At 50.1% G+C, this 23,401-nt stretch carries 20 protein-coding genes; 7 read left to right on the top strand and 13 right to left on the bottom strand.

All coding sequences use genetic code 11. The annotated features are described in order from the left end of the window. From ACT53D_RS12315 to pip, 5 genes are all read right to left on the bottom strand, one after another. On the bottom strand, nt 1-2,076 hold the full coding sequence (locus tag ACT53D_RS12315) for a bifunctional diguanylate cyclase/phosphodiesterase (protein WP_275356528.1): 2,076 nt from the start codon (nt 2,074-2,076) through the stop codon (nt 1-3). Nucleotides 2,077-2,082: 6 nt separating this feature from the next. Continuing rightward, a complete protein-coding gene (locus ACT53D_RS12320) occupies nt 2,083-2,622 on the bottom strand; it encodes a YfiR family protein (RefSeq protein WP_313988524.1) in 540 nt (179 codons plus the stop codon). Between the two features lie 224 nt (nt 2,623-2,846). Continuing rightward, nucleotides 2,847-4,352, bottom strand: a complete 1,506-nt coding sequence (locus tag ACT53D_RS12325; RefSeq protein ID WP_409934500.1) for a tetratricopeptide repeat protein — start codon at nt 4,350-4,352, stop codon at nt 2,847-2,849. 126 nt (nt 4,353-4,478) lie between these two features. Further along, nucleotides 4,479-5,753 (bottom strand): YhjD/YihY/BrkB family envelope integrity protein, encoded by a 1,275-nt coding sequence (locus ACT53D_RS12330; RefSeq protein WP_476156457.1) that lies wholly within the window; start codon nt 5,751-5,753, stop codon nt 4,479-4,481. Between the two features lie 15 nt (nt 5,754-5,768). After that, entirely contained in the window at nt 5,769-6,725 is a 957-nt protein-coding gene (gene pip, locus ACT53D_RS12335) for a prolyl aminopeptidase (RefSeq protein WP_476156459.1), read from the bottom strand. A 302-nt stretch (nt 6,726-7,027) separates the two neighbouring features. Here pip and ACT53D_RS12340 point away from each other — a divergent pair, with 302 nt between their 5' ends. From ACT53D_RS12340 to ACT53D_RS12360, 5 genes are all read left to right on the top strand, one after another. Beyond that, nucleotides 7,028-8,893, top strand: a complete 1,866-nt coding sequence (locus ACT53D_RS12340) for an outer membrane protein assembly factor BamB family protein (protein WP_194749158.1) — start codon at nt 7,028-7,030, stop codon at nt 8,891-8,893. A 245-nt stretch (nt 8,894-9,138) separates the two neighbouring features. Then, complete coding sequence (locus ACT53D_RS12345; protein ID WP_194749159.1) at nt 9,139-10,014, top strand: quinoprotein dehydrogenase-associated putative ABC transporter substrate-binding protein; 876 nt, start codon at nt 9,139-9,141, stop codon at nt 10,012-10,014. A gap of 222 nt (nt 10,015-10,236) precedes the next feature. Further along, complete coding sequence (locus ACT53D_RS12350; protein WP_194749160.1) at nt 10,237-10,719, top strand: c-type cytochrome; 483 nt, start codon at nt 10,237-10,239, stop codon at nt 10,717-10,719. Nucleotides 10,720-10,859: 140 nt separating this feature from the next. Next, nucleotides 10,860-11,369, top strand: a complete 510-nt coding sequence (locus ACT53D_RS12355) for a c-type cytochrome (RefSeq protein WP_228518896.1) — start codon at nt 10,860-10,862, stop codon at nt 11,367-11,369. 74 nt (nt 11,370-11,443) lie between these two features. Next, nucleotides 11,444-12,769: an NAD(P)/FAD-dependent oxidoreductase gene (locus ACT53D_RS12360; protein WP_379073418.1), complete on the top strand. Its 1,326-nt coding sequence runs from the start codon at nt 11,444-11,446 to the stop codon at nt 12,767-12,769. Between the two features lie 66 nt (nt 12,770-12,835). Here ACT53D_RS12360 and lplT read toward each other — a convergent pair whose 3' ends face one another. From lplT to moaA, 8 genes are all read right to left on the bottom strand, one after another. Continuing rightward, on the bottom strand, nt 12,836-14,002 hold the full coding sequence (gene lplT / locus ACT53D_RS12365) for a lysophospholipid transporter LplT (RefSeq protein WP_194749162.1): 1,167 nt from the start codon (nt 14,000-14,002) through the stop codon (nt 12,836-12,838). A gap of 21 nt (nt 14,003-14,023) precedes the next feature. Next, the gene (locus ACT53D_RS12370; protein ID WP_194749163.1) at nt 14,024-15,418 is read right to left on the bottom strand and encodes a PhoH family protein; all 1,395 of its coding nucleotides are present in this window, start codon (nt 15,416-15,418) and stop codon (nt 14,024-14,026) included. Between the two features lie 12 nt (nt 15,419-15,430). Then, a complete protein-coding gene (locus ACT53D_RS12375; RefSeq protein WP_194749399.1) occupies nt 15,431-15,892 on the bottom strand; it encodes a peroxiredoxin in 462 nt (153 codons plus the stop codon). A 109-nt stretch (nt 15,893-16,001) separates the two neighbouring features. Continuing rightward, nucleotides 16,002-17,483: a sensor histidine kinase gene (locus ACT53D_RS12380; RefSeq protein ID WP_379073419.1), complete on the bottom strand. Its 1,482-nt coding sequence runs from the start codon at nt 17,481-17,483 to the stop codon at nt 16,002-16,004. A 6-nt stretch (nt 17,484-17,489) separates the two neighbouring features. After that, nucleotides 17,490-18,272 (bottom strand): TonB family protein, encoded by a 783-nt coding sequence (locus tag ACT53D_RS12385; RefSeq protein ID WP_313988547.1) that lies wholly within the window; start codon nt 18,270-18,272, stop codon nt 17,490-17,492. Between the two features lie 89 nt (nt 18,273-18,361). Then, a complete protein-coding gene (moeA, locus tag ACT53D_RS12390) occupies nt 18,362-19,630 on the bottom strand; it encodes a molybdopterin molybdotransferase MoeA (RefSeq protein ID WP_476156463.1) in 1,269 nt (422 codons plus the stop codon). Continuing rightward, nucleotides 19,627-20,205, bottom strand: a complete 579-nt coding sequence (mobA, locus tag ACT53D_RS12395) for a molybdenum cofactor guanylyltransferase MobA (RefSeq protein WP_338656344.1) — start codon at nt 20,203-20,205, stop codon at nt 19,627-19,629. Before mobA ends, moeA begins: the two co-directional genes overlap by 4 nt. Continuing rightward, nucleotides 20,205-21,215, bottom strand: a complete 1,011-nt coding sequence (moaA, locus tag ACT53D_RS12400; RefSeq protein ID WP_338656345.1) for a GTP 3',8-cyclase MoaA — start codon at nt 21,213-21,215, stop codon at nt 20,205-20,207. Before moaA ends, mobA begins: the two co-directional genes overlap by 1 nt. A gap of 131 nt (nt 21,216-21,346) precedes the next feature. Between moaA and ACT53D_RS12405 the strand changes: the two genes are divergently transcribed. Both ACT53D_RS12405 and ACT53D_RS12410 read left to right on the top strand, forming a co-directional pair. Beyond that, entirely contained in the window at nt 21,347-21,826 is a 480-nt protein-coding gene (locus ACT53D_RS12405; RefSeq protein ID WP_194749169.1) for a formate dehydrogenase subunit gamma, read from the top strand. Continuing rightward, entirely contained in the window at nt 21,819-23,384 is a 1,566-nt protein-coding gene (locus ACT53D_RS12410) for a formate dehydrogenase beta subunit (RefSeq protein WP_476156466.1), read from the top strand. Before ACT53D_RS12405 ends, ACT53D_RS12410 begins: the two co-directional genes overlap by 8 nt. The last annotated feature ends 17 nt before the right edge of the window (nt 23,385-23,401 follow it).

The following is a 23,401-nucleotide window of genomic DNA, read 5'->3' on the forward strand; positions in this document are numbered from 1 at the left end:
TTAATTTTCTGCACTCGCAATTTTTCTGAACACTGCCGGAATGCTTTCCGGGAAGTCTGCCATAAACGTGGTGGTTTGGCTCGCAGATAAGGCCGCACTGAACAAGTAACCTTGCACATGATGGCAGAGTTTGTATTGCAGGTATTCAAACTGGATTGCACTTTCCACGCCCTCTGCCACCACTTTTAAATTGAGGCTGACTGCTAATGCAACCAACGCGTCGACAATCGCGATATCGACTTTGTCATGCGGAATGCCCGCCGTAAATTGCTTGTCAATTTTTAAAATGTCTACCGGCAATTGTTTCAGGTAGTTCATTGACGAGTGGCCAATGCCAAAATCATCAATCGCAATGCCTATGCCTAACTGCTTCAGTGAGTAAAGGATTTGTTTGGCAGAATCAATATTACGCATGACCATGGATTCGGTAATTTCCAGGTTCAGGGTACGTGGCGAAATGTGGTAAAAATCCAGCGCATGGCGGATAGTGTCTGACAGGCTATCGTCATCAATCTGGCGCGAAGAAATATTCACATTCATGAACAGATCCTGGTCAAACATCTCTTGCCACATGGCCAGTTGCTTGAGTGACTGGTGAATCACCCAGGCACCGATGCTGATAATCAGGCCCGAGCCTTCCGCCAGATGGATAAACTGGTCAGGGCTAAGTAAACCTCTGGTTGGATGACGCCATCTGAGCAAGGCCTCAAAGCCGATGGTTTTCAACAGCTGTGTATGGATGATGGGCTGATAATAGAGCTCCAGCTCCTGATTTTGCAGCGCGAAGTGCAACGCCTCACGCAGGTTACGTAGCTCGGAGGTATTGGCTTCATCCATTTCACTGTAAAAGCGATAGGTGTTGCGACCCGCGTCCTTGGCTTGATACAGCGCCACATCCGCGTTTTTCATCACTTCGGTTTTAGAGTCAAATCCGGCTCTCAATTGCGCAATGCCGATGCTGACCCCAATATTAATTTCATGGTCATCGACGATAAATTGGGCAGAAATCGTCTGGATAATCCGTTTGCAGACTTGCTCGATTGTTTGCCGGCCTGCGGCATCCAGCAGAATGGCAAACTCATCGCCACCCAGGCGGAAAATCGCATCCTTTTGTGCCAGGTTGCCGCGCAGGCGGTGCGCCACTTGCAGCAACAACTTGTCCCCGGTGTTATGGCCAAACGAATCATTGACGATTTTAAAGCGGTCCAAGTCTAGCAACAGCAGATATACATTGGCTGGGCCATTGGACGAAGCGGTGATTCTACGCGTAATCGCTTCTTCAAACGCGTGACGGTTCAGTAATTGGGTATTTTTGTCGTAGTGCGCCAGGAACTGCAATTTTTCTTCAATGACTTTGCGATGTTCCAGTTCGGTTTGTAGCTGTGCGTCACGCTGCCGGATGCTTTCCAGCATATTGTTGATGTCATGGCCTAGCATGCCGATTTCATCCTGACTGCGGATGCTGATGCGTTGGTCATAGTGATGATTGCGAGTGATATTGCTGACAAAGCTTTGTAAGGCGTGAATCGGGTTAACGATATTGCGGTTAAGTCGCCAGATAATCAGACAGCCGACCAGCGCGGCTGCCAGGACCGCAATGGCGTTAGACCAGGCAAATCCAATCAGCACATCGACAATTTGCGCCTGCTTGATGGTTGCTTGCAAGGTGCCCACCGTTTTTTCATTCACCACGATAGGCGTCTCAACTTCCAGATCCTTGAAAAAAGGGTAGAGCCATTGCCAGACGGCAGTGGATTGTGGATGTTGCGGATAAAGTTGCTGGATCGCTTGTTGTTGCTGGTTAAAAATCGTGATGCTGCGGATATTCTGATTATCCGTCAGCGGTTCCAGTGTTTTGGTCAGTGAGTTGACCTCCCCAAACATGACCGCGGGTCCAATCGAGGTGGCCACGACCTGGGTTTGCACCAGAATGTCACGGATCATGTGGGTGCGCAGATTGTGATAATGGCTGCCAAATGCAAACACGATAAACACCAGAAACATACTCAGTGTCATCACCAGTTCGGTGAGCAGCAGTTTATGGGCAATCTTGAGGTGAGGCAGCAGTTTTAACATACAAAATCACTGAATAAGGTTAGTCGCCAGTTTCATCAAGCGGGAGTCGAACACGATGCCGGCCTGTTTGGCCGCGCCCAAACGCAGCATGAACTGATAGCGTTTGTCTAGCTCGCTGATTTCTACATGGCCAAACTCGGCAAACTTGTTGCCCTGATGGACAACCGTGAGCACGGACTCTTTTTGAATAATCTGCTGCAATTCTAACGGCTTTTGTGAGACGACATCCTGAATATATAGCAAATTACAGCGTTTCACATCGGCTTGTGTTTTCAGCGTCACTAAAAAAATCGGAGATTGTTGTAATTTTTGCGATTCCAGCGAGGTGGCCTTGAGATGACCAATGTCTTCCTCAAACGCACATACCGTGTAAATCTCCTGGCGTGGGCGATAAGGCGTCTGACTCAACAGGGCCAGATTGTAGAGTAACTCACTTTTTGAGGTGCGTGCCTCGTCCACGCTGGCATGTGCTTGCTGGATGAAGTAGGGGTAAAGCAGGAGAAGCAGCAAGCGTGGGAAAAAACAAGACTGGCGCGCTGAAATCATCTTGATCTGACTCCAAAAGGGTGAGGGATCTGATCGAACGGTTTAGATTACAATGGGTTGCGGGCCAGTTTTAAGGCATTGCCACGGCCAGCTTACCGTCTGATGCAATGCCTATCATACCTTGCGGCCACCTATCTATAATCAGCAAAATTGATAAATTCTGTATCGGTTTGATAAATTCATCAAACTAAAGGATTTTTTCTGGCTTGTGAACCTGTAGGAGATTAATAGTCACTACGTGTGAAGCCGGTTGGCGTCGCGGGTTTTAAATCAAAGGCAATGCAAATGCGCTCTGCGTCTGCCTGAAACGGGATCGTTCTATGAAAGAGCGAAGAGGGAAACAGCACAATATCTCCAATCGCCGGCTTGATATAACGTGTCGGAAACCGGTCATGCAATTGCGGGTATTGGTCGCCATGCGTGCCATATTCAAAGGCGCCTTCCTTTTCATCCTCAGTCTCCGGCATAGCCAGGTAAACCGCGCCGCTGATCCAGCCGATTTCATGAATATGCGCATCCAGATGCCCGCCTGTTTGCATCTTGACATACCATGAGCTGGTGAACTCCAGTGCTGAGGGAAAATGCGTAATTAAGGCACAGTCCGCATGTTTATAGTGTTCGTGGTATAAGCGAAACTCTCGCTTGACGATTTCGCCCAGTGCCCTGAACGAAGCTTCCGCACGTTTGAATAAGTTGCCAGCAGACTGTTTGCCGTGAGTGAGCCGCGCTTGTTTGCGTTCAGCAATATCTGCTTGCGCGATATCGTTCAATAACTGTGTGAGCAAGGGGCTGCCAGGGGCCAGCTCAGGCAGGCTGCGGTGATAGACAAACGAAAAGCCATCCGGGCAAAACTGGTAAGGGTCGGGCTCGCCATGATTGATGCTGTAGTGCGTAGAGAGGGTGGCGATAAACGGTGCCGTGTGCGGGCCTTGCGCAAGCATTGCATCGCGACGTTGTTTAAAAACCTCAAATTGTTCGGCGCGATATAAACAATACAAGACTCTGGCTTGCCAGTCTTCCAGTTGCGATGTCTCAAAGTAAGGGATCGCTTCTTCGAAGCGCTTGGCCAAATATAGAAACTCGCCCATGTTGTAATTGGCTGCAGCATGTTGGGGATTGCGCTGCAAGGCTTGCTGATAGCAGTTGACCGCCCGTGTCATATCGCCCTGATCGCGCCAGGTTTCCCCTAGATTGTTATAGGCATCGGTGTAATTTGGGAACAAATCGATGGCACGCTCATAGCTTTGTACGGCGGCTTGCAAGTCGCCTTGATCGCGTAGCACGGTGCCCAGATTAAAATGACCGCGTGCATCTTGCGGCTGGATGCGCAAGCCGCGCTGATAACTGGCGACCGCTTCGTCCAGCCGGCCTTGCTTTTGCAATATCGTGCCCAGATTGCCGTGGGCTTCAAAAAATTGCGGATTCAAGGCAATGGCTTGGGCATAAGCTTGCTCCGCGGCAACCAGGTCATTCAGATATGTTTTAACAATCGCATAGTTGAACCAAAGCTCAGGGACTTGCGGGTTTAGGTTTAAAGCATGTTGGTAAGCCTCAGCCGCTTGCGGGTAGGCTTGCTGTTGATCGAAGGCTAGCGCCAGCAAATGATGCAAGATAAATTCGCGAGGATGTTGCGCCACTAAAGGGCGAGCACGTTGAATCACTGCCTCGAATTGGCCGCGATTCAGTTGCTGTATTAATGCATTGATCTCTTGTGAGAGTGGAATAGCCATCATGAAAAATTCCCAATATAGTTACAATTCTGTAACAGATATTACAATTCCGCAATGATTGCGTGTGTTGATCTCCCGCAAATGGTGATCGGCTAAAAGGGGATTGGGTGCCAAAAAGCAGGTGGGTTAGTGGGGGCGGGGATGGTCTGAGCGCTGTTTGAGCAGTCTAACGGCAATTTCAGGGGCTTGTTCCAGCAAGCTGTGCATGTAGTCGCTTTCTATGCGGATGACGGATGCGCTCTCGGAGACTACCACCACACTGGCGGTTGCCGCTTGTTGAGAAAACAAGGCCAGGTCACCAAAGAAATCGCCAGACTGCAAAATGCGCACGGTGCTTTCCTGCCCATTAGCGTGCTGTGTCATATGCAAAGTGCCCTCGACCACCATGTAATAGTAGGTACTCAATGCGCCTTGCCGGATGATGTGGTCGCCTTTGCTATAGGACTGTCCAAAGATCTGTGTCAGCGCTTGCAGGTAATGCTGCTGATTGGGCACATCATCAAACAGACCTTTCAGTAGCAATACTTCTTTTTGTTTCAGCGTGACCATCAATTCTATGCCCGCCAAAAAGACGGCAAAGTTGAGATATAACCAGCTGATCGAGACAAACATGGCTTTCATGCTGCCAAACACGGCGCCAAAATTTTTATTCACCGTTAAAAATAACCCGAAGGCAGGGCGCATCAGCATCCACACCGTCGCCGTCAGCAAGGCTGAGATGAGCAAATGACGCCACTGGATGGGGAGAGGGCAAAAGCTATGATAAAAGCCGGCGATCAGCAAGGTGGTCAACAAGAGTGAAGCCAGCCAGCCGACTACGCTGATCATCGCTGTTGGCAGGTGCTGCGCCAAAAAGACAATCACTGATTCCAGCACAAAGCCCGCTGCGGTAAACAGGAAGAACACCAGCAACACGCCCAGCACTGCCATGATGTCCCGCAGCTTCTTATGCCAGAAGGAGGGGACATCCTGGCGGCTTGCAATCAGGTAAAAGCTGGAGCGCATATGCGCAGCCAGAGGGGTGATGGTCCATAACAGAATAAAGAAGCCTACGGCACCCCAGGCGGCTTCGGTTTGAGTGTTGTGATACACCTCTACCATGATGCGCTGGCTAAATTCCGGGAGCAGATTGCTGGTCAGGATGGCCAGCTTCACGATCGCATAATCCGATGAGTACACCAAGTGGCTGAGTAAAAAGAAAATCAGCACAATCAGCGGGATCAGCGCAAACAGGGCATAAAACGACAACGCTGCCGCCAGCGCCATCAGGCGGTGGCGAATCACACCATGCCTGGTGGTCTGCACCACAAATAGTGGCGTGCAATAGGTATAAGCCGAGAGCTGCTGTTTCAAGCCTTGCCATTGCTGCTGCAAGGTTGACCATAATACGGATGGCATCATATTGCGTTTAGTGGCTCAGTCTGCGTCTGATAAATGCTTATATTGTTCTGTGGCGTTCAGCAGGGCAAGGCAGGTACCTGCCTCCATCGCGGAGTGACCAGCATCCGGCACCATCACAAACTTGGCGTGAGGCAGAACTTGGTTCAGTGCCCAAGCCGTTTGCGGTGGGCACACCATGTCATAACGGCCCTGAACAATTGTCGTTGGAATGTGTGTCAGTTGTTTGCCCGCATCGGAGAGCATCTGCTCACCGTCCACAAAGCAGAGATGCCGGATGTAATGAATTTGTACCCGTGCGCGGGCGAGCTCCACCTGGCCATCCGGGGCGCTGCTGTCAGCCTTGGGCAGCAGGCTCATGATGCTGGATTCAAATGCATTCCAATGAATTGCCGCCGGAATACTGACGATAGGGTCAGGATCGAACACCTGGGTTGCATAGTACTCCAGTACCTGGCTGCGCTGCGCTTCTGGGACTGGGGCTAGTAATGCCTGCCATGCTTCAGGAAAAAACAATGCAACCTGTCCCAGAAACCAGTTAATTTCATGTGGCCTGCTTAGAAAGATGCCACGCAAGGTCAGGCTGATCACCTGATTCGGATGTTGATTGGCATAAGCCAGCGCCAGGGTGCTGCCCCATGATCCGCCGAAGACATGCCAGCGTGAAATATTTAGCCTGGTCCTAATCTGTTCAATATCGGCAACCAGATGTTGGGTTGTGTTGTCTTGAATTTCTCCCGCCGGCATGCTGCGGCCGCAGCCGCGCTGATCAAACAGAATGATGTGGTAATGCGCAGGATCAAAAAAGCGCCGTTGCGCAGGATTGCAGCCGCTGCCCGGGCCACCGTGCAAAAAAATCACGGGAACCCCTTCTGGATTCCCGCACTGCTCAACATAGATAGAATGTAACGAAGTGGCAGCAAGATGCCACTGTTTGAATGGTTGGCATTCGGGAAAGAGGGCGAGGTTCTTCATAGAGGGTTTTCTTTAACTATTTGATTTTATTTGTAAAAATTTATTTCCAATGAGACGGTGGAAAAATTCAAAAAATAATTTGAAAAAATTGTAACCAATTTGTAACCAAAGTGTTGCAATTGAAAACAAATTGTTCTATATTGCAATCCTCACATGTGGCAAGTGACAATTTCCAAGTTAGTTCAGGATAATTTCCCTTGTCTCTGGTGTGTAAAGTGTGTGCCTTTTATGCTCATTCCTAGTGTCAGCAAATCAGGTGCACACCTAATATTAAACCCTTAGTACTAACTTTGGAGATCAATATGCAAGTTAACAAAATCAAACTGGCCCTGGGTCTGGTAGCTGCTTTGCCAATGGTTGCATTCGCTGCTGCTGACCAAGAAGCTGCGATGAAAGATGCCAACAACTGGGCACACCCACGCGCTAACCATTTCAACCAAGGCTACAGCAACCTGGCTCAAATCAACAAAGGTAACGTTAAAAACCTGAAAGCAGCCTGGACATTCGCAACCGGTGTAAACCGTGGTCACGAAGGTTCTCCAGTGGTTGTGGGTAACATGATGTATGTACATACAGCATTCCCAAACAACGTATACGCTCTGGATTTGAACGACAACCAAAAAATCGTTTGGTCCTATTTCCCAAAACAAGACCCAAGCGTACAAGCAGTTCTGTGCTGTGACAACGTTTCTCGTGGTCTGGGCTACGGCGACGGCAAAATCTTCTTGCAACAAAACGACGGCATGCTGGTTGCTTTGGATGCAAAAACTGGTGCTAAAGTTTGGGACGTTAAAAACACTGATCCAAAAGTCGGTGCAACTAACACCAACGCACCACACGTGATCAAAGACAAAGTACTGACTGGTTGCTCAGGTGCTGAGTTCGGCGTACGTTGCTTTATTGTTGCTTATAACATTAAAGATGGTTCTCTGGCATGGAAAGCCTACTCTACAGGCCCAGATAGCGAAACATTGCACGACGCTAACACTAACAAAGAAAACCCACAGTACAACGCGCTGTCTGTTTATGAAGACGTGAACGGTGGTAACAAACAAGGCGGTTCTTTCAAAAAGATCCCTAACGACCAACTGAAAATCGGCGAAAAAGAACTGGGTACACGTACTTGGTTGAAACCACAAGCTGTGAAAGACGGCTGGCAACATGGTGGTGGTTCCGTATGGGGCTGGTGGCCATATGATGCCAAGACAAACTTGGTATACTACGGTTCAGGTAACCCATCCGTTTGGAACCCAGACGTACGTCCAGGTGACAACAAATGGTCCATGACAATCACTGCACGTGATCTGGACACTGGTGTTGCTAAATGGGCAATGCAAATGACACCACACGATGAGTGGGACTACGACGGTATTAACGAAGTGATCCTGTTCGACAAAGGTGGCAAAACATACGCATGGCACCATGACCGTAACGGCTTTATCTACACATGGCAAGCTAACAACGGTACATTGGTTGCTGCTGAAAAAGTGCACCCATTTGTTAACTGGGCTAACAGCGTTGACCTGAAAACAGGTGTACCAGACAAACTGGCATCTGCTTCTACACACCAAGACTACAACGCTAAAGGTGTATGTCCAGCGGCTCTGGGTACTAAAGACCAACAGCCAGCGGCTTACTCACCAAAAACTGGTTTGATGTACACACCATTGAACCACGTATGTATGACATACGAGCCAGTTGAGTCCAAATACGTTGCTGGTCAACCATGGGTTGGTGCGACACTGACCATGTTTGCTGGTCCAGACGGCGTGATGGGTGGTTTCGGTGCTTACGACCCAATGACCAACAAAAAAGTTTGGTACAACAAAGAGAAGTTCTCTGCTTGGGGTGGTGCTCTGACTACAGCTTCTAACATTGTGTTCTACGGTACATTGGATCGTTGGTTCAAGGCTGTTGATGCACAAAACGGTAAAGAACTGTGGAAATTCCAAGTGGGTTCCGGTGTGATTGGTAACGCATTCACCTACGGCCATGCTGGTAAACAATACGTTGGTGTATTGTCTGGTATCGGTGGTTGGGCTGGTGTTGCGATGAACTTGGGTATGACTAACGACACAGACGCACTGGGTGCTGCTGGTGGTTACAAAGAGTTGACCAAGTACAACGCTGCTCCTGGCGGCGGTGCATTGAACGTATTCTCACTGTAATTTGAGCTTGTCTTAAATTATCTAATAGAAGTACGTTGACTCCTTAACACCCTGCTTAGGCAGGGTGTTTTTTTTCATGAATTTCATGATTAAAAACCATGAACAGGAATTTAAGTAGGGCTTCCCTACAAATCAATACGTATTCGCGATAAGATGATTGAGTTTGTCGTGAATTCATCGAACTTTTGCATATGATTAAGTTCAAAAAACGACAGGAAACAATCACAAAAAGGAACGAAATCAAAATGAAAATATGGAATATGCTGGGTGCGGTGGGATTGGTGTTGGCAACGCAATCATGGGTGTCTGCTGAGGAGATCGAAATCCCTTCAATCAACCCGGATGAAGGCCGGATCGGTGAAGTACGTCGTGTGGCTGATGAATCAGAGTTCAAGGTTTGTTCTGATCCCGATAATATGCCTTACTCTAACTTGAAGCTGGAAGGATTTGAAGACAAGATTGCAAAAGTACTGGCCGATGACCTGGGCAAGAAGCTGAGCTTCCAATATGCTTATAACCGTCAAGGGTTTCTACGTAATACCATCAATGCGATGCGATGTGATGTGATCATCGGTATGACCTCAGACTTCGATGGGTTGAGAACGTCCAAACCCTACTATCGTTCAGGACATGTATTTGTCTGGCGCAAAGACAGCAATTACGACATTACCAACTGGGATTCGCCAGATTTGAAAAAAGGCATTATCGGGATTGTTGACAAGAGCCCAGCGACTATCCCGCTCAATGATTACAACTTGATGACTAATGCGCGTCCTTACCGTTTGCAGCGCGATCTGAATTTGCCAACCAGCTTCATTATTGATGATTTGGTCAAAGGCGATATTGATGTCGCTGTGATGTGGGGTCCTATCGCTGGTTACTACGTTAAAAATTCCAAAGTCCCGCTGGAAATGCGCTTGATTCCTGAGTACAACAAAGTCAACCTCAAAGGTAAGGAGTATTGGAATATTTCAGTAGCTGTCCGTATGAAGGACAAAGACCGCATCAAAATGATTAATGAAGCTTTAGAGCGCAACAAAGACAAGATTGATGCGATTCTTAAGGATTATGGTATCCCCACCGTGCCAGTTGTTGAAGGCGACAGTGTGTATAAAAAATAACAGTACTGTTGAAAAAGTTTTATAAACAGACAGTTGCTAATGACAAGGAAAAAAAAACACAGTAAAATCGTTGGCTTGTTTTGAGATGGCTGTGTGATAAATTCTGTCATTATTAATGAATTATTCGTCAACCGTTTCTGGAACGATTCGTTAAATGAGCATGCGGTAATTGTTTGGTTTACCACTTGTCGCCGCTCATTTTGTTTAGGATTAGGAGAAAACATGTTAGGCAACACACTTAAATCAGCATTGTTGATTTCCTTGATGGCATTTGCCACAGGCGCAATGGCTGATATCACTTTTTCAGCAACTCAAGACGGTTCCACCTTGAACATTGACAAAGCTTTGTTCGATACAGATGCTGCCAAAGAATTTTTGGCTACTGGTAAAAACCCATACATCGGTAACGAAGACGCTATCAAAAAAGGTAAAAAGATTTTCAACATGTACTCATGTGTTGCCTGTCACGGTGGTAAAGGTGAGGGCGCTGTGGGTCCAGGCTTGATCGGTGCTAACTTCCGTTACGCTAAAAACGCAACGAACAAAGGCATGTTCGAAACCATCTGGCACGGTACCAACGGTGGTATGGGTGCTAAAGGTTTTGGCCTGATGGCGCCAGATGATGGTTTGAAACCAGATGAAGTATTGAAAGTGATTGCCTTTGTGCGTAGTAATAGCAACGTAGGCATGACAGGTAACGAATAACTCGTTACGAATAAAAACGGTCACTTAGGTGACCGTTTTTTGTTTTTATGGCACAATTAAAGCGTGCTGTGTGAAGCTAAAATAATAATAGACATGGCAGGATTTTAAGGAATAACACTATATAAAACCTGGGGGTAACGATGAGAAGTTTATTATTGACGACATTGCTGGCAGCAATGTTGGCGGCATGTAACAACGGTGGGCAATCTGCTGGCGCTTCAGCAGAAGGTGGCGATATCAAGGCGATACAATTTGTCACCACCCAAGATGGTCAACCTATGGAAATTGACCATAAAATGTTTGATACACCTGCTGCGAAAGAATTTTTGGCGACGGGTAAAAACCCTTATATTGGTAACGAAGAGGCGATTAAAGAAGGCAAGAAAAAGTTTAACCTGTTCTCTTGCGTTGCTTGTCATGGTGGTCATGGTGAAGGCGCTGTCGGGCCTGGTTTGATTGGCGAGAATTTCCGTTATGCGAAGAATGCAACCAATAAAGGCATGTTTGAAACGATCTGGCATGGCACCAATGGTGGCATGGGTGCAAAAGGTTTTGGCTTGATGGCGCCAGATGATGGTTTGAAGCCTGACGATGTATTGAAAATCATCGCTTTTATTCGTAGTCATGCCAAAATTACTGGTAACGAATAGTCGTGTTATTTGAGGTGTTGTGCGCGCTTGGCAGTACGGCAGGCGCGCTTTTTTATTGAAGGATTAATGTGAGCGTGACTGACGAAAATGATTTACACCATGTCATTATTGTAGGTGGTGGTGCAGGTGGCCTTGAATTGGCGACCAAGTTGGGTGACTCCTTGGGCAAAAAGAAAAAAGCAAGGATCACGTTGATTGATGCAACGCGAACCCATGTCTGGAAGCCGCTGTTGCACGAAATTGCAGCGGGTAGTATGGATCCGGATCGCCATGAGCTGGAGTATCTGGCACAGGCACATTGGCATCACTTCAAGTTCAGGCTGGGCCGGATGGATGGGCTGAATCGTGCAACACGTGAAGTGTTTTTGTCGCCGGTACATGACGAAGATGGGAATGAAATTATTGCGCGCCGTTCATTCAAATACGATACCCTGATTATCGCGGTGGGTAGTACAACCAATGATTTTGGCATTAAAGGGGCACGTGAGTATTCGCTTGCCTTGGATACCCAGGCGCAGGCGCAAAAATTCCATCGCTATCTGCACAACGCATTATTGCGTGCACAAACACAGCCTGAACCATTAAAACCCGGTCAGCTTGAAGTGGCGATTGTGGGCGCTGGGGCGACGGGTGTCGAGTTGGCGGCTGAACTGCACAATACTACGCGTGAGCTCGCCGCCTATGGTCTGGATAAAATTGATGCAGATCGTGACGTCAAGATTTCTCTGATTGAAGCAAGTGACCGTATTTTGCCAGCATTACCACCCAAGCTTTCTTATGCGGTCGATGTTGAATTGCGTAAACTGCGGGTGAATGTGTTTACTGGCGAGCGTGTGACTGAGGTGTCTCCCAAAGGCATCACGACGCACAGCGGCCGTACGATTCCTGCGGAGTTGGTAGTGTGGGCGGCTGGCATCAAAGCACCGGATTTCCTCAAGGATATCGATGGGCTGGAAACCAACCGCATTAACCAGCTGGTGGTGAATCAGCATTTGCAGACCACTCGTGATACGAATATTTTTGCGTTTGGTGATTGTGCAGCCTGTCCATGGCTGGGGCATGACGCGACGGTACCTCCACGTGCGCAAGCGGCACACCAGCAGGCTTCGCTGCTGCTCAAGACGGTAAAGGCGCGTGTGGCTGGTAAAGAATCGCTGCCAGAGTTCCACTATACCGATTACGGCTCACTGGTCAATTTGGGCAAATACTCTACCGTGGGCAGCTTGATGGGTGCCGTGGCGGGGGGCAGCATGTACATTCAGGGCTTGTTCGCACGCGTGATGTACCGTTCCTTGTACAAGATGCACTTGATGGCATTGCACGGTGTGCTGGCGGTGATTGTTCATACCATCGGTCGTATTATCTCAAGACGTACCGAGCCACATGTCAAATTGCATTGATCGCTAGAGAGCAAAAAGGGCGCTCAGGCGCCCTTTTTTGTTGATTGTATCAAAGCTGCGTTGCGCTTATCGCCGGATATGTTTGCGATAAACCAGTGTGATCAATGACATGCTGAAAATAATAAATACCCCGAAGATGGCCACAATGGTATTAATGTCTAGCTTGGCGCCTACCATCCAGGTGTAAGCGCCCAACAGCAGCAAGATGCCTATATTCTCGTTAAAATTTTGTACGGCAATCGAGTGCCCGGCGCCGAGTAAATGATGGCCCCTGTGTTGTAATAAGGAGTTGAGCGGCACCAGAAAATAGCCTGAAAGCACACCAATCACAAATAGCAGGATCCCTGCCAGAATGGGGCTGTGGATCACCATCATGCTCATCACCAGAATCCCCATGTAAATGCCTGCCGGTAACACTTTCACGGCATTCTCCAGCTCGACATACTTGGAAGCGATGATTGAGCCGATGGCGATGCCAACGGCAAGGATGGCGATCAAATAAGTCGCTTGTTGCTGAGAGAAGCCCAATCTGACATCTGCCCACTGTAATACCACGAATTGCAAGGTGGCCCCGGCGCCCCAGAACAAAGTGGTGACGGCCAGCGAGACCTGGCCTTGCGGATCTTTCCACAGCGTCATAAAGGCATGCCAAAAATCTTTGAGTAAAAACCAGAGCGTTTTTTGCGCTACTTTGTGGTCAATCGGTACTTTGGGAATGTAGTAGTTGAACGCTGCGGCCAGCAAATATAGGCACATGATGCAGGCTATGCCCATGTATGGATTGTTGGCAGATAACGTAGAACCCAAGACCGGCCCCAGAATAATGGCGGTGACTGTGGTGCCTTCCATCCATGCGTTGGCCTTGATTAACAAATGCGATGGCAGCATTTCCGTCAAAATGCCATATTTCGCTGGCGAATAAGCGGCAGCACCTATCCCCACCACAGCGTACGCATACAGGGGCGGCACGCCCGCCAGTGCCATCAGGCAACCGATAAACTTCAACCCATTGCTTAAAAACATGACCCGGCCTTTGGGCAGCGCATCGGCAAAGGGGCCGACAAAAGGCGCGAGCACGATATAGGAAATCACGAAAAATTCGCGTAGAAGTGGTTCGTGCCAGCTGGGTGCGTTAAGCTTTGCCAGCAGGGCAATCGCAGCAAACAGCAGAGCATTATCTGCGATTGCCGACAAAAACTGGGCAATCAGTAAGGTATAGAAGCCTTTGACCATAAGAAGCGAGCAGACGACTGTCTACAAGACCTCTGCCGCAAAGTCTGCCAGACGTGAGCGCTCACCACGTACCAGGGTAATATGCCCGTTATGCGCCCAGTTCTTGAAGCGGTCAACCACATAGGTCAATCCCGAGCTGCCCTCCGTCAGGTAGGGGGTATCAATCTGGGCAATATTGCCCAGACAGACCACTTTGGTGCCCGGTCCGGCCCGCGTAATCAGCGTTTTCATTTGTTTGGGGGTGAGGTTTTGTGCTTCGTCTATGATCAGAAATTTGTTGAGAAAGGTACGCCCACGCATGAAGTTCAGCGATTTGATTTTAATCCGGGTACGAATCAGGTCTTGGGTGGCTGCACGGCCCCACTCACCCACATCTTCATCGGTTTTGTTGAGCACATCGAGGTTGTCCTCAAGGGCACCCATCCATGGCGCCATTTTTTCCTCTTCCGTGCCAGGTAAAAAGCCAATATCTTCGCCGACCGGTACCGTCACACGGGTCATGATAATTTCAGAATAACGTTTTTTATCCAGGGTTTGCGTCAGGGCGGCGGCGAGGGTGAGCAAGGTTTTACCCGTCCCGGCCTGCCCCAGCAGCGTAACAAAATCAATGTTGGGATCCATCAGCAGGTTGAGCGCAAAGTTCTGCTCACGATTGCGCGCAGTGATGCCCCACACATTGTGTTTGGGGTTCATGTGGTCCTGCACCACTTCAAGAATGGCGGTATTGTCTTCAATCTTGCGCACAATGGCGTGAAACGGTTTGTTGAACTCATAAAACACGAATTCATTTACTAGCAGTGACTTGACGATAGGCCCGCTGACTTTGTAATACATGCGGCCAGATTCTTGCCATGAATGCATGTCCTTGCTGTGCAAGTCCCAAAAGTTTTCAGGCAGTTCGCGCAGGCCGGTATACAGCATGTCGCTGTCTTCCAGTACCTTGTCATTAAAGTAATCTTCTGCCGCCACGCCCATGGCACGGGCTTTGATGCGGATGTTGATATCCTTGCTGACCAGGATGACATTGCGTTTGGTGTGTTGTTTTTTGAGTGCCAGCACCACGCTGATGATCTGATTGTCTGCCTTGCTGCCAGCGAGGCCTGGTAAATCCGTCGGCACATGTTCGGTTTGGAAAAACAGCTTGCCCGTTAAATGACGGTTGCCTTGAATGGCAAGCGGACAGCCTTCCTCAAGATTGCTTGTTTCATTGCCCCCCATGATTTCTTCAAGAAAACGGCTGGCCTGGCGCGCGTTACGTGCAACTTCGGTCAAGCCTTTTTTATTGTTGTCCAGCTCTTCCAGGGTGACCATGGGAAGGTAGACGTCGTGCTCTTCAAACCTGAATAGCGACGAAGGGTCGTGCATCAAAACGTTGGTATCGAGGACAAAAAGCTTGGTTTGTGGAGCACGGGCCATAGAAAATCACTTTTATGAGTGGGAAGACTGTATGCTGGCTAATACCTCAGCGGCATGACCATCGACTTTGACACCGCGCCATTCGCGCACAATGATGCCTTGTGGGTTGATCAGAAACGTACTGCGCTCAATGCCGCGAACCTGTTTGCCATACATGTTTTTCATTTTGATCACATTAAACGCCTGGCAAGCGATTTCATCGCTGTCCGAGATCAATTCAAAGGGAAAGCTGTATTTGGCCTTGAAGTTTTCGTGCGATTTGAGCGTATCACGCGAAATGCCGAAAATGATGGCATTGGCTTCGAGAAATGCGGCATGCATGTCACGGAACTGCATCCCTTGCGTGGTACAGCCTGGGGTGGAATCCTTGGGGTAGAAATACAGGACGAGGAACTTGCCCAAATAGTCTTTGCTATTGAATTGCAGGCTGGAGGTCGCTGGTAAGCTGAGTTCTGGAACAGGTGAATTTAACATAGTTGACATCGCTATCACTTAATCACATTGTTGATAAAAATACAAAATTAAGCAAGCACAAATCGCATATTCACCGCCTGCGATCAAGCATCTCACGAGAGGTGGATGATTATTGCGGTAATAAGATGGTAATGCGGGTACCTGTGCTTGCGCCACTTTCAAAAGACATGCTCCCGCCGAGCTCTTCGCAAACTTTAAATGCAAAAGGAATGCCGAGACCCGTGCCGAACCGTTTGGTGGTGGGGCCCGGTGTCAGTGCATGCGGATCAGGCTTGAACGGCATGCCTGGCCCCTGGTCGATAATCACCAGGGTTAGCAGGTGATCATGTAGCGCACATTGCAGCTGAATCTCGGCGCCTTTGGGAGAAGCCTCTGTCGCGTTTAGAAGCAGGTTGTATAGCATTTGTTCCAATAAATGCTCGTCGGTCAAAATCAATTGTTGCACCGTGTCACTGTTTTCTTGCAGCCTGATCTGCTTTTCATTCAGTTTGGGATGCAAGGTAGTGACCGCACCTTGAACGATATTGGATAGCCGCAGCTGATTAAGCATAGGCTTGATCGGATGCAGATAAGACAGCAGGCTGCCGGTCCAGCGCTCAAGCCGGTCTACGGTATGGATAATGCCTTGAATCGATTCCATGGTGTCCTTGTCCAGCTGCGGGTCATCGATGACCTGCGCAGTAGCGCGGATACTCGCCAGGGGATTGCGGATGTTATGCGCCAGCATAGGCACCAACAGGCCAAGTGCCGCCTGTTTCTCGCTCTTGACCAGGGCATCGCGGCTGGCGGCCAGGTCTTCGGCCATTTTATTGATTTCGCGTGACAGCATCGCCAGCTCCTCGGCGCCAGCTTCTGGCACCTGATGGGTGAGGCTGCCGCCACTGATGGCATTGGTGGCTTGCATAATGTCATTTATCGGGCGCACGATAGACTCTTTGAGGATGCGTCTGGAATAGACAATCAGTACGCAAGCCAGTAACAGCGGCAAAGACAAAACGGCAATGGAGTTACTCCTGGCTTCATCCAGCCTGTGCTTGATTTCACCTTGCTTGATCATGAGCAGGCGTTCTGCCCGCTTGGACACCTCTTCATAATGCTTGAAGATGCCGGTTTCAATATCCTGATAAATCGACTTCTGGGCATTACGGTCGGGATTGTTCTGGTAACGATAGAACAGCGCAGGTGCTTCATTCACCAGGTTGCGGTATTTGTGCTCAATCTCCATCAAGGCATCACGTTCTTCCTGGTCCAGCGCGATCGACTGCAGGCGCTCCATATGGATCAGAATCGACGTGGTGTATTGGTTGTATTCATTGAGCGCATTCGTCTCTTGCAAAAAAAATGCATCAAACAACTCTTTCATTTGCCGGTAAAGGTCGCCACGTACCAGGTAGATTTCCTGGATCACGACATTGATGCGCTGGGATTGTTTGGAGGCTTTGTCCCACAAATAGATGCCATAAGCGCCACTGGCGACGGCGAGGACGATCAGTGCAATAAAATAGATGTCATGAAAAAGCAATAATAAGCGCAGCGGCTTGTCGTGTTGCCAATGGGGAGAGGAGCTTGTCTGCTTGCGCTTGAACAGCATGTGCACCTAACTGGACAGTTTGAAGCTGACCGTGACAATAATGTTATTGATTCTGCCACGTAGTATTTCATGAAAATGCGGTTTCAGCTGCGATTTTTGCGCTGCCGCCAAGGCTGCGTCATCAATGGCTTTGTTGCCGCTGGACTCGACGACTTCAATATTGGTGATATTGCCATGATCGTCAATGCTGATGCTTAATTTGACATCGCCCTCTATGCCTCTGTCTTGCGCAATCCGCGGGTAGCGCTGGTTTTTCTTCAGCTCCCTATGCGCCGCACTTCTAAACGCATTACGCGCGGCGTCAATATCCCCTTCGCTGGGCCCAGAGGCTTTGACTGGTTCTGGTGGCACAGGGGGCGCGGGGGGCGGTACCACGACTTCAGACTTGGTTTCACTGACGCTGGGCTTGGCGGCAATCACGGCCGGGGCTGGTGATTCCACTACGGGGCGGGGTGTTTCTACCGCTTGCTCTGGCATAGGCGACGGTTTTTGCGGCGTCACAGGTTTTTGCTCTACGGGCTTGGGTTCTAGCTTTGGAGGCTGTGGCTGCGGTTTGGGAGGGGTGGGTTTGACCACTTCAGGTTCTGCTGGTGCAGGTGGCGCGGGCGTGACAGCGGGTGGTTCTGGTTTGACCAGCTCAATCCGTATTTCTTGCTTGTTTGGGGGCGGCAGGTCGTAATCAGGTTTGGGTAGGGTAAACATGATCAAGGCATGTATCAGGAGTGAGGCAATCAGGCACCACTCTAATAAATGACTGAATTGTTTTGTTTCTTTTAAAACGGCTTGCACGCCAATATCCCTTTTGATGACCCCCAACGCAAGCCGACACTATAAGCTATTTTTGAATCTTCTTGCCAGCTTGCAGATACAAGGATGCCTTAGAAAATGCCGGTGAAAGGTTGTACTTCAACCCAACTGCCTGCGGGTAGCGGCCCTGAGGCTTCATCGAGCAAGATAAAGCAATTGGCCTGACTCATGCTGCTTAAAATACCGGAGCCCTGCTCGCCTGTGGTTTTTACCTTCCAGTCTGTACCGTCCTTAAACAGGATACCGCGCTGAAATTCGGTGCGGCCTGCGGCCTTTTTAATCGGGCTCACGCACGCGACCTTGAAGGAAGGTTGTACGCGCTCATGGCTTCCCATCAAGGTTTTTAACGCCGTTTGCACAAACTGGTAAAACGTTACCATCGTGGCGACCGGATTGCCGGGCAAGCCAAAATAATGCGCTTGTCCCAGCTTGCCATAAGCCAGCGGTCGCCCTGGCTTCATGTTGATTTTCCAGAACAGCACCTGACCATGGGTGGCGAGCAGTTGTTTCATGAAGTCCGCTTCCCCCACGGACACACCGCCACTGGTGATAACCACATCAAAGCGGGCGGCGGCTTGCAATAGAGTGTGCTCCAAGGCTTGGGGATTGTCGGCAATATTGCCCAGGTCCTCCACCTCTGTGCCCAGGGCTTGCAACATGCCCCACAGGCTATAGCGGTTACTGTCGTAAATCTGTCCGGCTTGTAAGGGCTGGCCGACGCTCACCAGTTCATCGCCCGTGGTAAAAAAGGCCACTTTAAGACGCCGGTAAACCTCAATCTCTGCGACACCCAGCGAGGCGAGCAAGCCCATATCTGCCGGTTGCAACGTGTGGCCAGTAGCAAGGACGGTTTGTCCGATAGCGATGTCTTCACCCATTAGACGAATATTGGCGCCTTTGCCAGGCAGTTTTTGGATGCTGACATGCTCGCCGGTCACTGTTGCATGCTCTTGCATCACGACGGTGTCAGCGTCTGCCGGAATCACTGCCCCGGTCATGATTTTGATACAGCCGCCCGCAGGAATCTTGCCGTTAAAAGGCTTGCCGGCAAACGCCGTGCCGACGATACGCAATGGCTGCGAGGCTTCAGCGAGCCTGAAAGCAAAGCCATCCATGGCTGAATTGTTGTGACCTGGCACATTGAGTGTAGAGGCAATAGGGCTGGCGAGCACCCGTCCCAAGGCTTGTTTAATCGAAAGGCGTTCGGTCTGTTGCACAGGCGTCAGGAATTGTTGAATGTATTGTCGCGCTTGCGATACCGACATGGCATTGGGGTCATAATCCTCTGCGCCCGCCGGGTCGTAGGCCAATTGACGTAATAAATCTGGTGTCTGGTTCATAGCGATGATGATGGCCGTTCATTAATGTTAGTAAACGCTTGCTCATCTTCAAAGCTCACGAATACATGTGGATGTTGCGCTTGCCATGCGCTCACTTTGCGCTGGCCTTGCTCGAGAAAATGATCCAAATGCTCGCGCAGGGCGCGTGGCATCAGGCAGAAAACGGGGTGTGTTCCACTCTGGCTGCGTGCAATGGCCAGCCCATTGGCTTGCTTGTGCAGGTGTTGTGTTTGTTCCAGGGCAGTCTTGAGGCGGCTGACCAGATCCAGCGGCAGCAGCGGCGAATCGCAGGGGACACTCACAATCCACTCGGTGCTGGCATGATGCATCCCTGCTTGCATGCCTGCCAAAGGCCCGTCAAATTGGTCATTGGCATCGGCGACCACAGGGATGCCAAAACGCTGGTACTCGTCCAGATGGCGGTTGGCATTGATGATGACATGATTCACTTGCGGCTGGATGCGCTCCAGCACATGTGCGACCAGTGGTTTGCCCTGGTAATCCACCAGACCTTTGTCCACGCCCCCCATGCGCAAGCCACGCCCCCCGGCAAGAATCACTGCGGTAATCTGCATTAACCACCTGTGTGCGACATAAAACGGATCACAGCGGGTCCTGCACGCTGTAAATCAAAGTCATGGCCTTTGGGTTTGATGTGCATGCCGTGCAAAATCGCTTCTATTAGTGGCTGGTCATCGTCGGGATGCGCACGCAACAGCGGCAATAAATTCACCTGATGGTCCTGGCCCAGGCATAAAAATAATTCTCCCTGGCAGGTAATGCGTACCCGGTTGCAATTTTCACAAAAATTGTGGCTATGCGGTGAAATAAAGCCGATTCTGGTCGCTTGGCCATTGACCTGCCAGTAGCGCGCGGGGCCACCTGTTTGATGGGTGCTCGGCGTCAGTGAGAACTTACTTTTAAGCAGTGCCAGGGTGTCTTTATTGCTGACGCAGCTCTGTTCACGGTCATGCGCCACTTCGCCCAAGGGCATCTCTTCAATAAAGCTGATATCTATGCGTTTTTGAATGGCGAAGTTCACCAGGGCTTCGGCTTCATCATCATTGATGCCGCGCATCAATACCGAATTGAGCTTTATGTTTTCAAAACCGGCGGCGATGGCCGCTTCAAGACCGCCCAGCACTTTGGATAACTCACCTACCCGGGTGATCGCCTTGAAGCGGTCAGCCTGCAAGCTGTCGATGGAAATATTGATGCGTTTGACGCCTGCCGCCTTCAATGCCTGCGCGTATTTATCCAGTTGGCTGCCATTGGTGGTAATGACGCACTCCTCCAGACCGGGCAAATGTCCAATTTCCTCAAACAGCCACAGTGCATTTTTGCGCACCAGCGGTTCGCCGCCGGTGATGCGAACTTTACGCACGCCCATACGGACAAACAATTTAACCAAGCGTGCACACTCTTCCAGTGACATGACCTCGTGACGGGGTAAAAACGTCATGTCCTCTGCCATGCAGTATTGGCAGCGGAAATCGCAGCGGTCAGTAATCGACAGGCGTATGTAGTCCACCTGTCGGCCAAACTGGTCGATCAATTGGGTGGGCAGAGTGGCTGGCGTATGCATTGCAATCATTAAAATTTAAAGTAATCAGCATTTTATGCCCTTTTTTTGCTTTAACAAGGCATAAATAGAGGATATGATGCCAGGGTGATAGAATGTAACTGAATTGTAACTCGTTAAGATGTGAGGTCGGTTTGGATAACACATTAAGCCATGAACAGCATGCGCAAATTCAAGCGCATATTCAAGCACACCAGCATGTACCGGGCGGCTTAATGCCTCTGCTACATGCGATTCAGGAGGATATTGGCTATGTGCCGGAAACCGTCTATCCTGACATTGCCAAAGCCCTGGCGCTCTCGGTGGCCGAGGTGCACGGCGTGGTGAGTTTCTATCATCATTTCCGTACGCATCCGGTCGGCAAGCATGTGTTGCAAGTCTGCCGCGCGGAATCCTGCCAGGCCATGGGTTCAGAGAGGCTTGAAGCCGAATTAAAAGCAAGGCTAGGCGTGGACTATCATCAAACCACCGCTGACGGCACACTGACCTTGCTCCCGGTCTATTGTCTGGGTAATTGCGGCTGTTCCCCGGCCGTTATGCTCGATGAAGAGGTCTATGGCCGCATGAATACGCAAAAAGTGACTGAACTGATTGCCGAGGTATGTCATGGTTAAGATCTATGTCCCAATCGACTCGACAGCACTGTCTTTGGGTGCTGAGCGTACCGCGAAAAAAATCATCCAGGAAGCCCACGCGCGAGGCCTCGAGATTACGCTGGTGCGTAATGGCTCTCGTGGCCTGTTCTGGCTGGAACCTCTGGTAGAAGTAGAGAGTGCGCAAGGGCGCGTCGCGTTTGGCCCGGTGTCGCCCGCAGACGTCGCAGGCTTGTTTGATGCCGGGTTTACTCAGCCCTTGGCAGACCAGGCGAAAGCTCATCCCTTATATCTCGGCTTGACTGAAGAGCTGGCCTGGCTCAAAAAACAGCAACGACTGACCTTTGCCCGCGTGGGGATGACTGATCCATTGTCTCTTGAGGACTACCTCGCGCATGATGGCTATCAAGGACTCAAAAATGCGCTGACCATGTCCGGCGCTGACATAGTCAAAGCGGTGACTGACTCAGGCTTGCGTGGCCGGGGTGGTGCCGCTTTTCCGACCGGCATCAAGTGGAACACCGTGCTCAATGCGCCCGCTGAACAAAAATACGTCGTCTGTAATGCGGATGAGGGCGATTCTGGCACCTATTCTGACCGCATGATCATGGAAGACGATCCGTTTGTGCTGATTGAAGGCATGACCATCGCCGGCATTGCGGTCGGCGCAACGCAGGGCTATATCTACTTGCGCAGTGAATATCCACATGCCTTGAAAACACTGAATGAGGCGATCCGCAAGGCCAATCTTGCCGGGTATCTGGGCGAGAATATTCAGGGCTCAGGCCGTACGTTTCACCTGGAGGTCCGCCGTGCGGCAGGCGCTTATGTGTGTGGCGAAGAGACTTCTTTGCTGGAAAGCCTGGAAGGCAAGCGAGGGCTGGTGCGCTTCAAGCCGCCATTGCCCGCCATTGAAGGCTTGTTTGGCAAGCCGACCATTGTCAATAACGTGATCTCGCTGGCTACCGTACCGATTATTCTGGATAAGGGTGCGCAATACTATGCGGATTACGGCATGGGGCGTTCACGTGGCACCTTGCCTATCCAGCTGGCGGGCAATTTAAAACACACCGGCCTGGTCGAGCTGGCATTTGGTGCGACCTTGCGCGAATTGCTCTACGACTATGGTGGTGGTTCAGCGACTGGGCGGCCGATTCGCGCCGTGCAAGTCGGCGGCCCGCTAGGGGCCTATTTACCAGAGAGTCAGTTTGATACGCCACTGGATTATGAAGAGTTTGGCAAAATCTGGGCGGTACTCGGTCACGGCGGCATCGTTGCTTTTGATGACAGTGTCGATATGGCGAAAATGGCACGCTACGCCTTTGAGTTTTGCGCCGAGGAAAGCTGCGGCAAATGTACGCCATGCCGGATCGGCTCTACCCGTGGCGTAGAGGTGATGGACAAGATTATGCTGGGCAACAATCGCGCCAAGCAAGTGCATTTGTTGCGTGATTTGTCTGACACCATGCTTAACGGTTCTCTGTGCGCCTTGGGTGGGATGACGCCTTACCCGGTCTTGAGCGCATTGAACCATTTCCCTGAAGACTTTGGATTAAGTGGTAAAGAGGCTGCAGCCTAGGCAGCAAAGGACATTAT

This window comes from Methylophilus sp. DMC16 (genome assembly GCF_056314045.1).

Excerpts from the sequence above, each read along its gene's own strand:
- ACT53D_RS12370 (WP_194749163.1), bottom strand. The coding sequence starts at position 15,418 with ATGGCCCGTGCTCCACAAACCAAGCTTTTTGTCCTCGATACCAACGTT.
- ACT53D_RS12350 (WP_194749160.1), top strand. The coding sequence starts at position 10,237 with ATGTTAGGCAACACACTTAAATCAGCATTGTTGATTTCCTTGATGGCA.
- mobA (WP_338656344.1), bottom strand. The coding sequence starts at position 20,205 with ATGCAGATTACCGCAGTGATTCTTGCCGGGGGGCGTGGCTTGCGCATG.
- moeA (WP_476156463.1), bottom strand. The coding sequence starts at position 19,630 with ATGAACCAGACACCAGATTTATTACGTCAATTGGCCTACGACCCGGCG.
- moaA (WP_338656345.1), bottom strand. The coding sequence starts at position 21,215 with ATGCATACGCCAGCCACTCTGCCCACCCAATTGATCGACCAGTTTGGC.
- lplT (WP_194749162.1), bottom strand. The coding sequence starts at position 14,002 with ATGGTCAAAGGCTTCTATACCTTACTGATTGCCCAGTTTTTGTCGGCA.
- ACT53D_RS12330 (WP_476156457.1), bottom strand. The coding sequence starts at position 5,753 with ATGATGCCATCCGTATTATGGTCAACCTTGCAGCAGCAATGGCAAGGC.
- ACT53D_RS12315 (WP_275356528.1), bottom strand. The coding sequence starts at position 2,076 with ATGTTAAAACTGCTGCCTCACCTCAAGATTGCCCATAAACTGCTGCTC.
- ACT53D_RS12345 (WP_194749159.1), top strand. The coding sequence starts at position 9,139 with ATGAAAATATGGAATATGCTGGGTGCGGTGGGATTGGTGTTGGCAACG.
- ACT53D_RS12375 (WP_194749399.1), bottom strand. The coding sequence starts at position 15,892 with ATGTTAAATTCACCTGTTCCAGAACTCAGCTTACCAGCGACCTCCAGC.
- ACT53D_RS12340 (WP_194749158.1), top strand. The coding sequence starts at position 7,028 with ATGCAAGTTAACAAAATCAAACTGGCCCTGGGTCTGGTAGCTGCTTTG.
- pip (WP_476156459.1), bottom strand. The coding sequence starts at position 6,725 with ATGAAGAACCTCGCCCTCTTTCCCGAATGCCAACCATTCAAACAGTGG.
- ACT53D_RS12380 (WP_379073419.1), bottom strand. The coding sequence starts at position 17,483 with ATGCTGTTCAAGCGCAAGCAGACAAGCTCCTCTCCCCATTGGCAACAC.
- ACT53D_RS12325 (WP_409934500.1), bottom strand. The coding sequence starts at position 4,352 with ATGGCTATTCCACTCTCACAAGAGATCAATGCATTAATACAGCAACTG.
- ACT53D_RS12320 (WP_313988524.1), bottom strand. The coding sequence starts at position 2,622 with ATGATTTCAGCGCGCCAGTCTTGTTTTTTCCCACGCTTGCTGCTTCTC.
- ACT53D_RS12410 (WP_476156466.1), top strand. The coding sequence starts at position 21,819 with ATGGTTAAGATCTATGTCCCAATCGACTCGACAGCACTGTCTTTGGGT.
- ACT53D_RS12355 (WP_228518896.1), top strand. The coding sequence starts at position 10,860 with ATGAGAAGTTTATTATTGACGACATTGCTGGCAGCAATGTTGGCGGCA.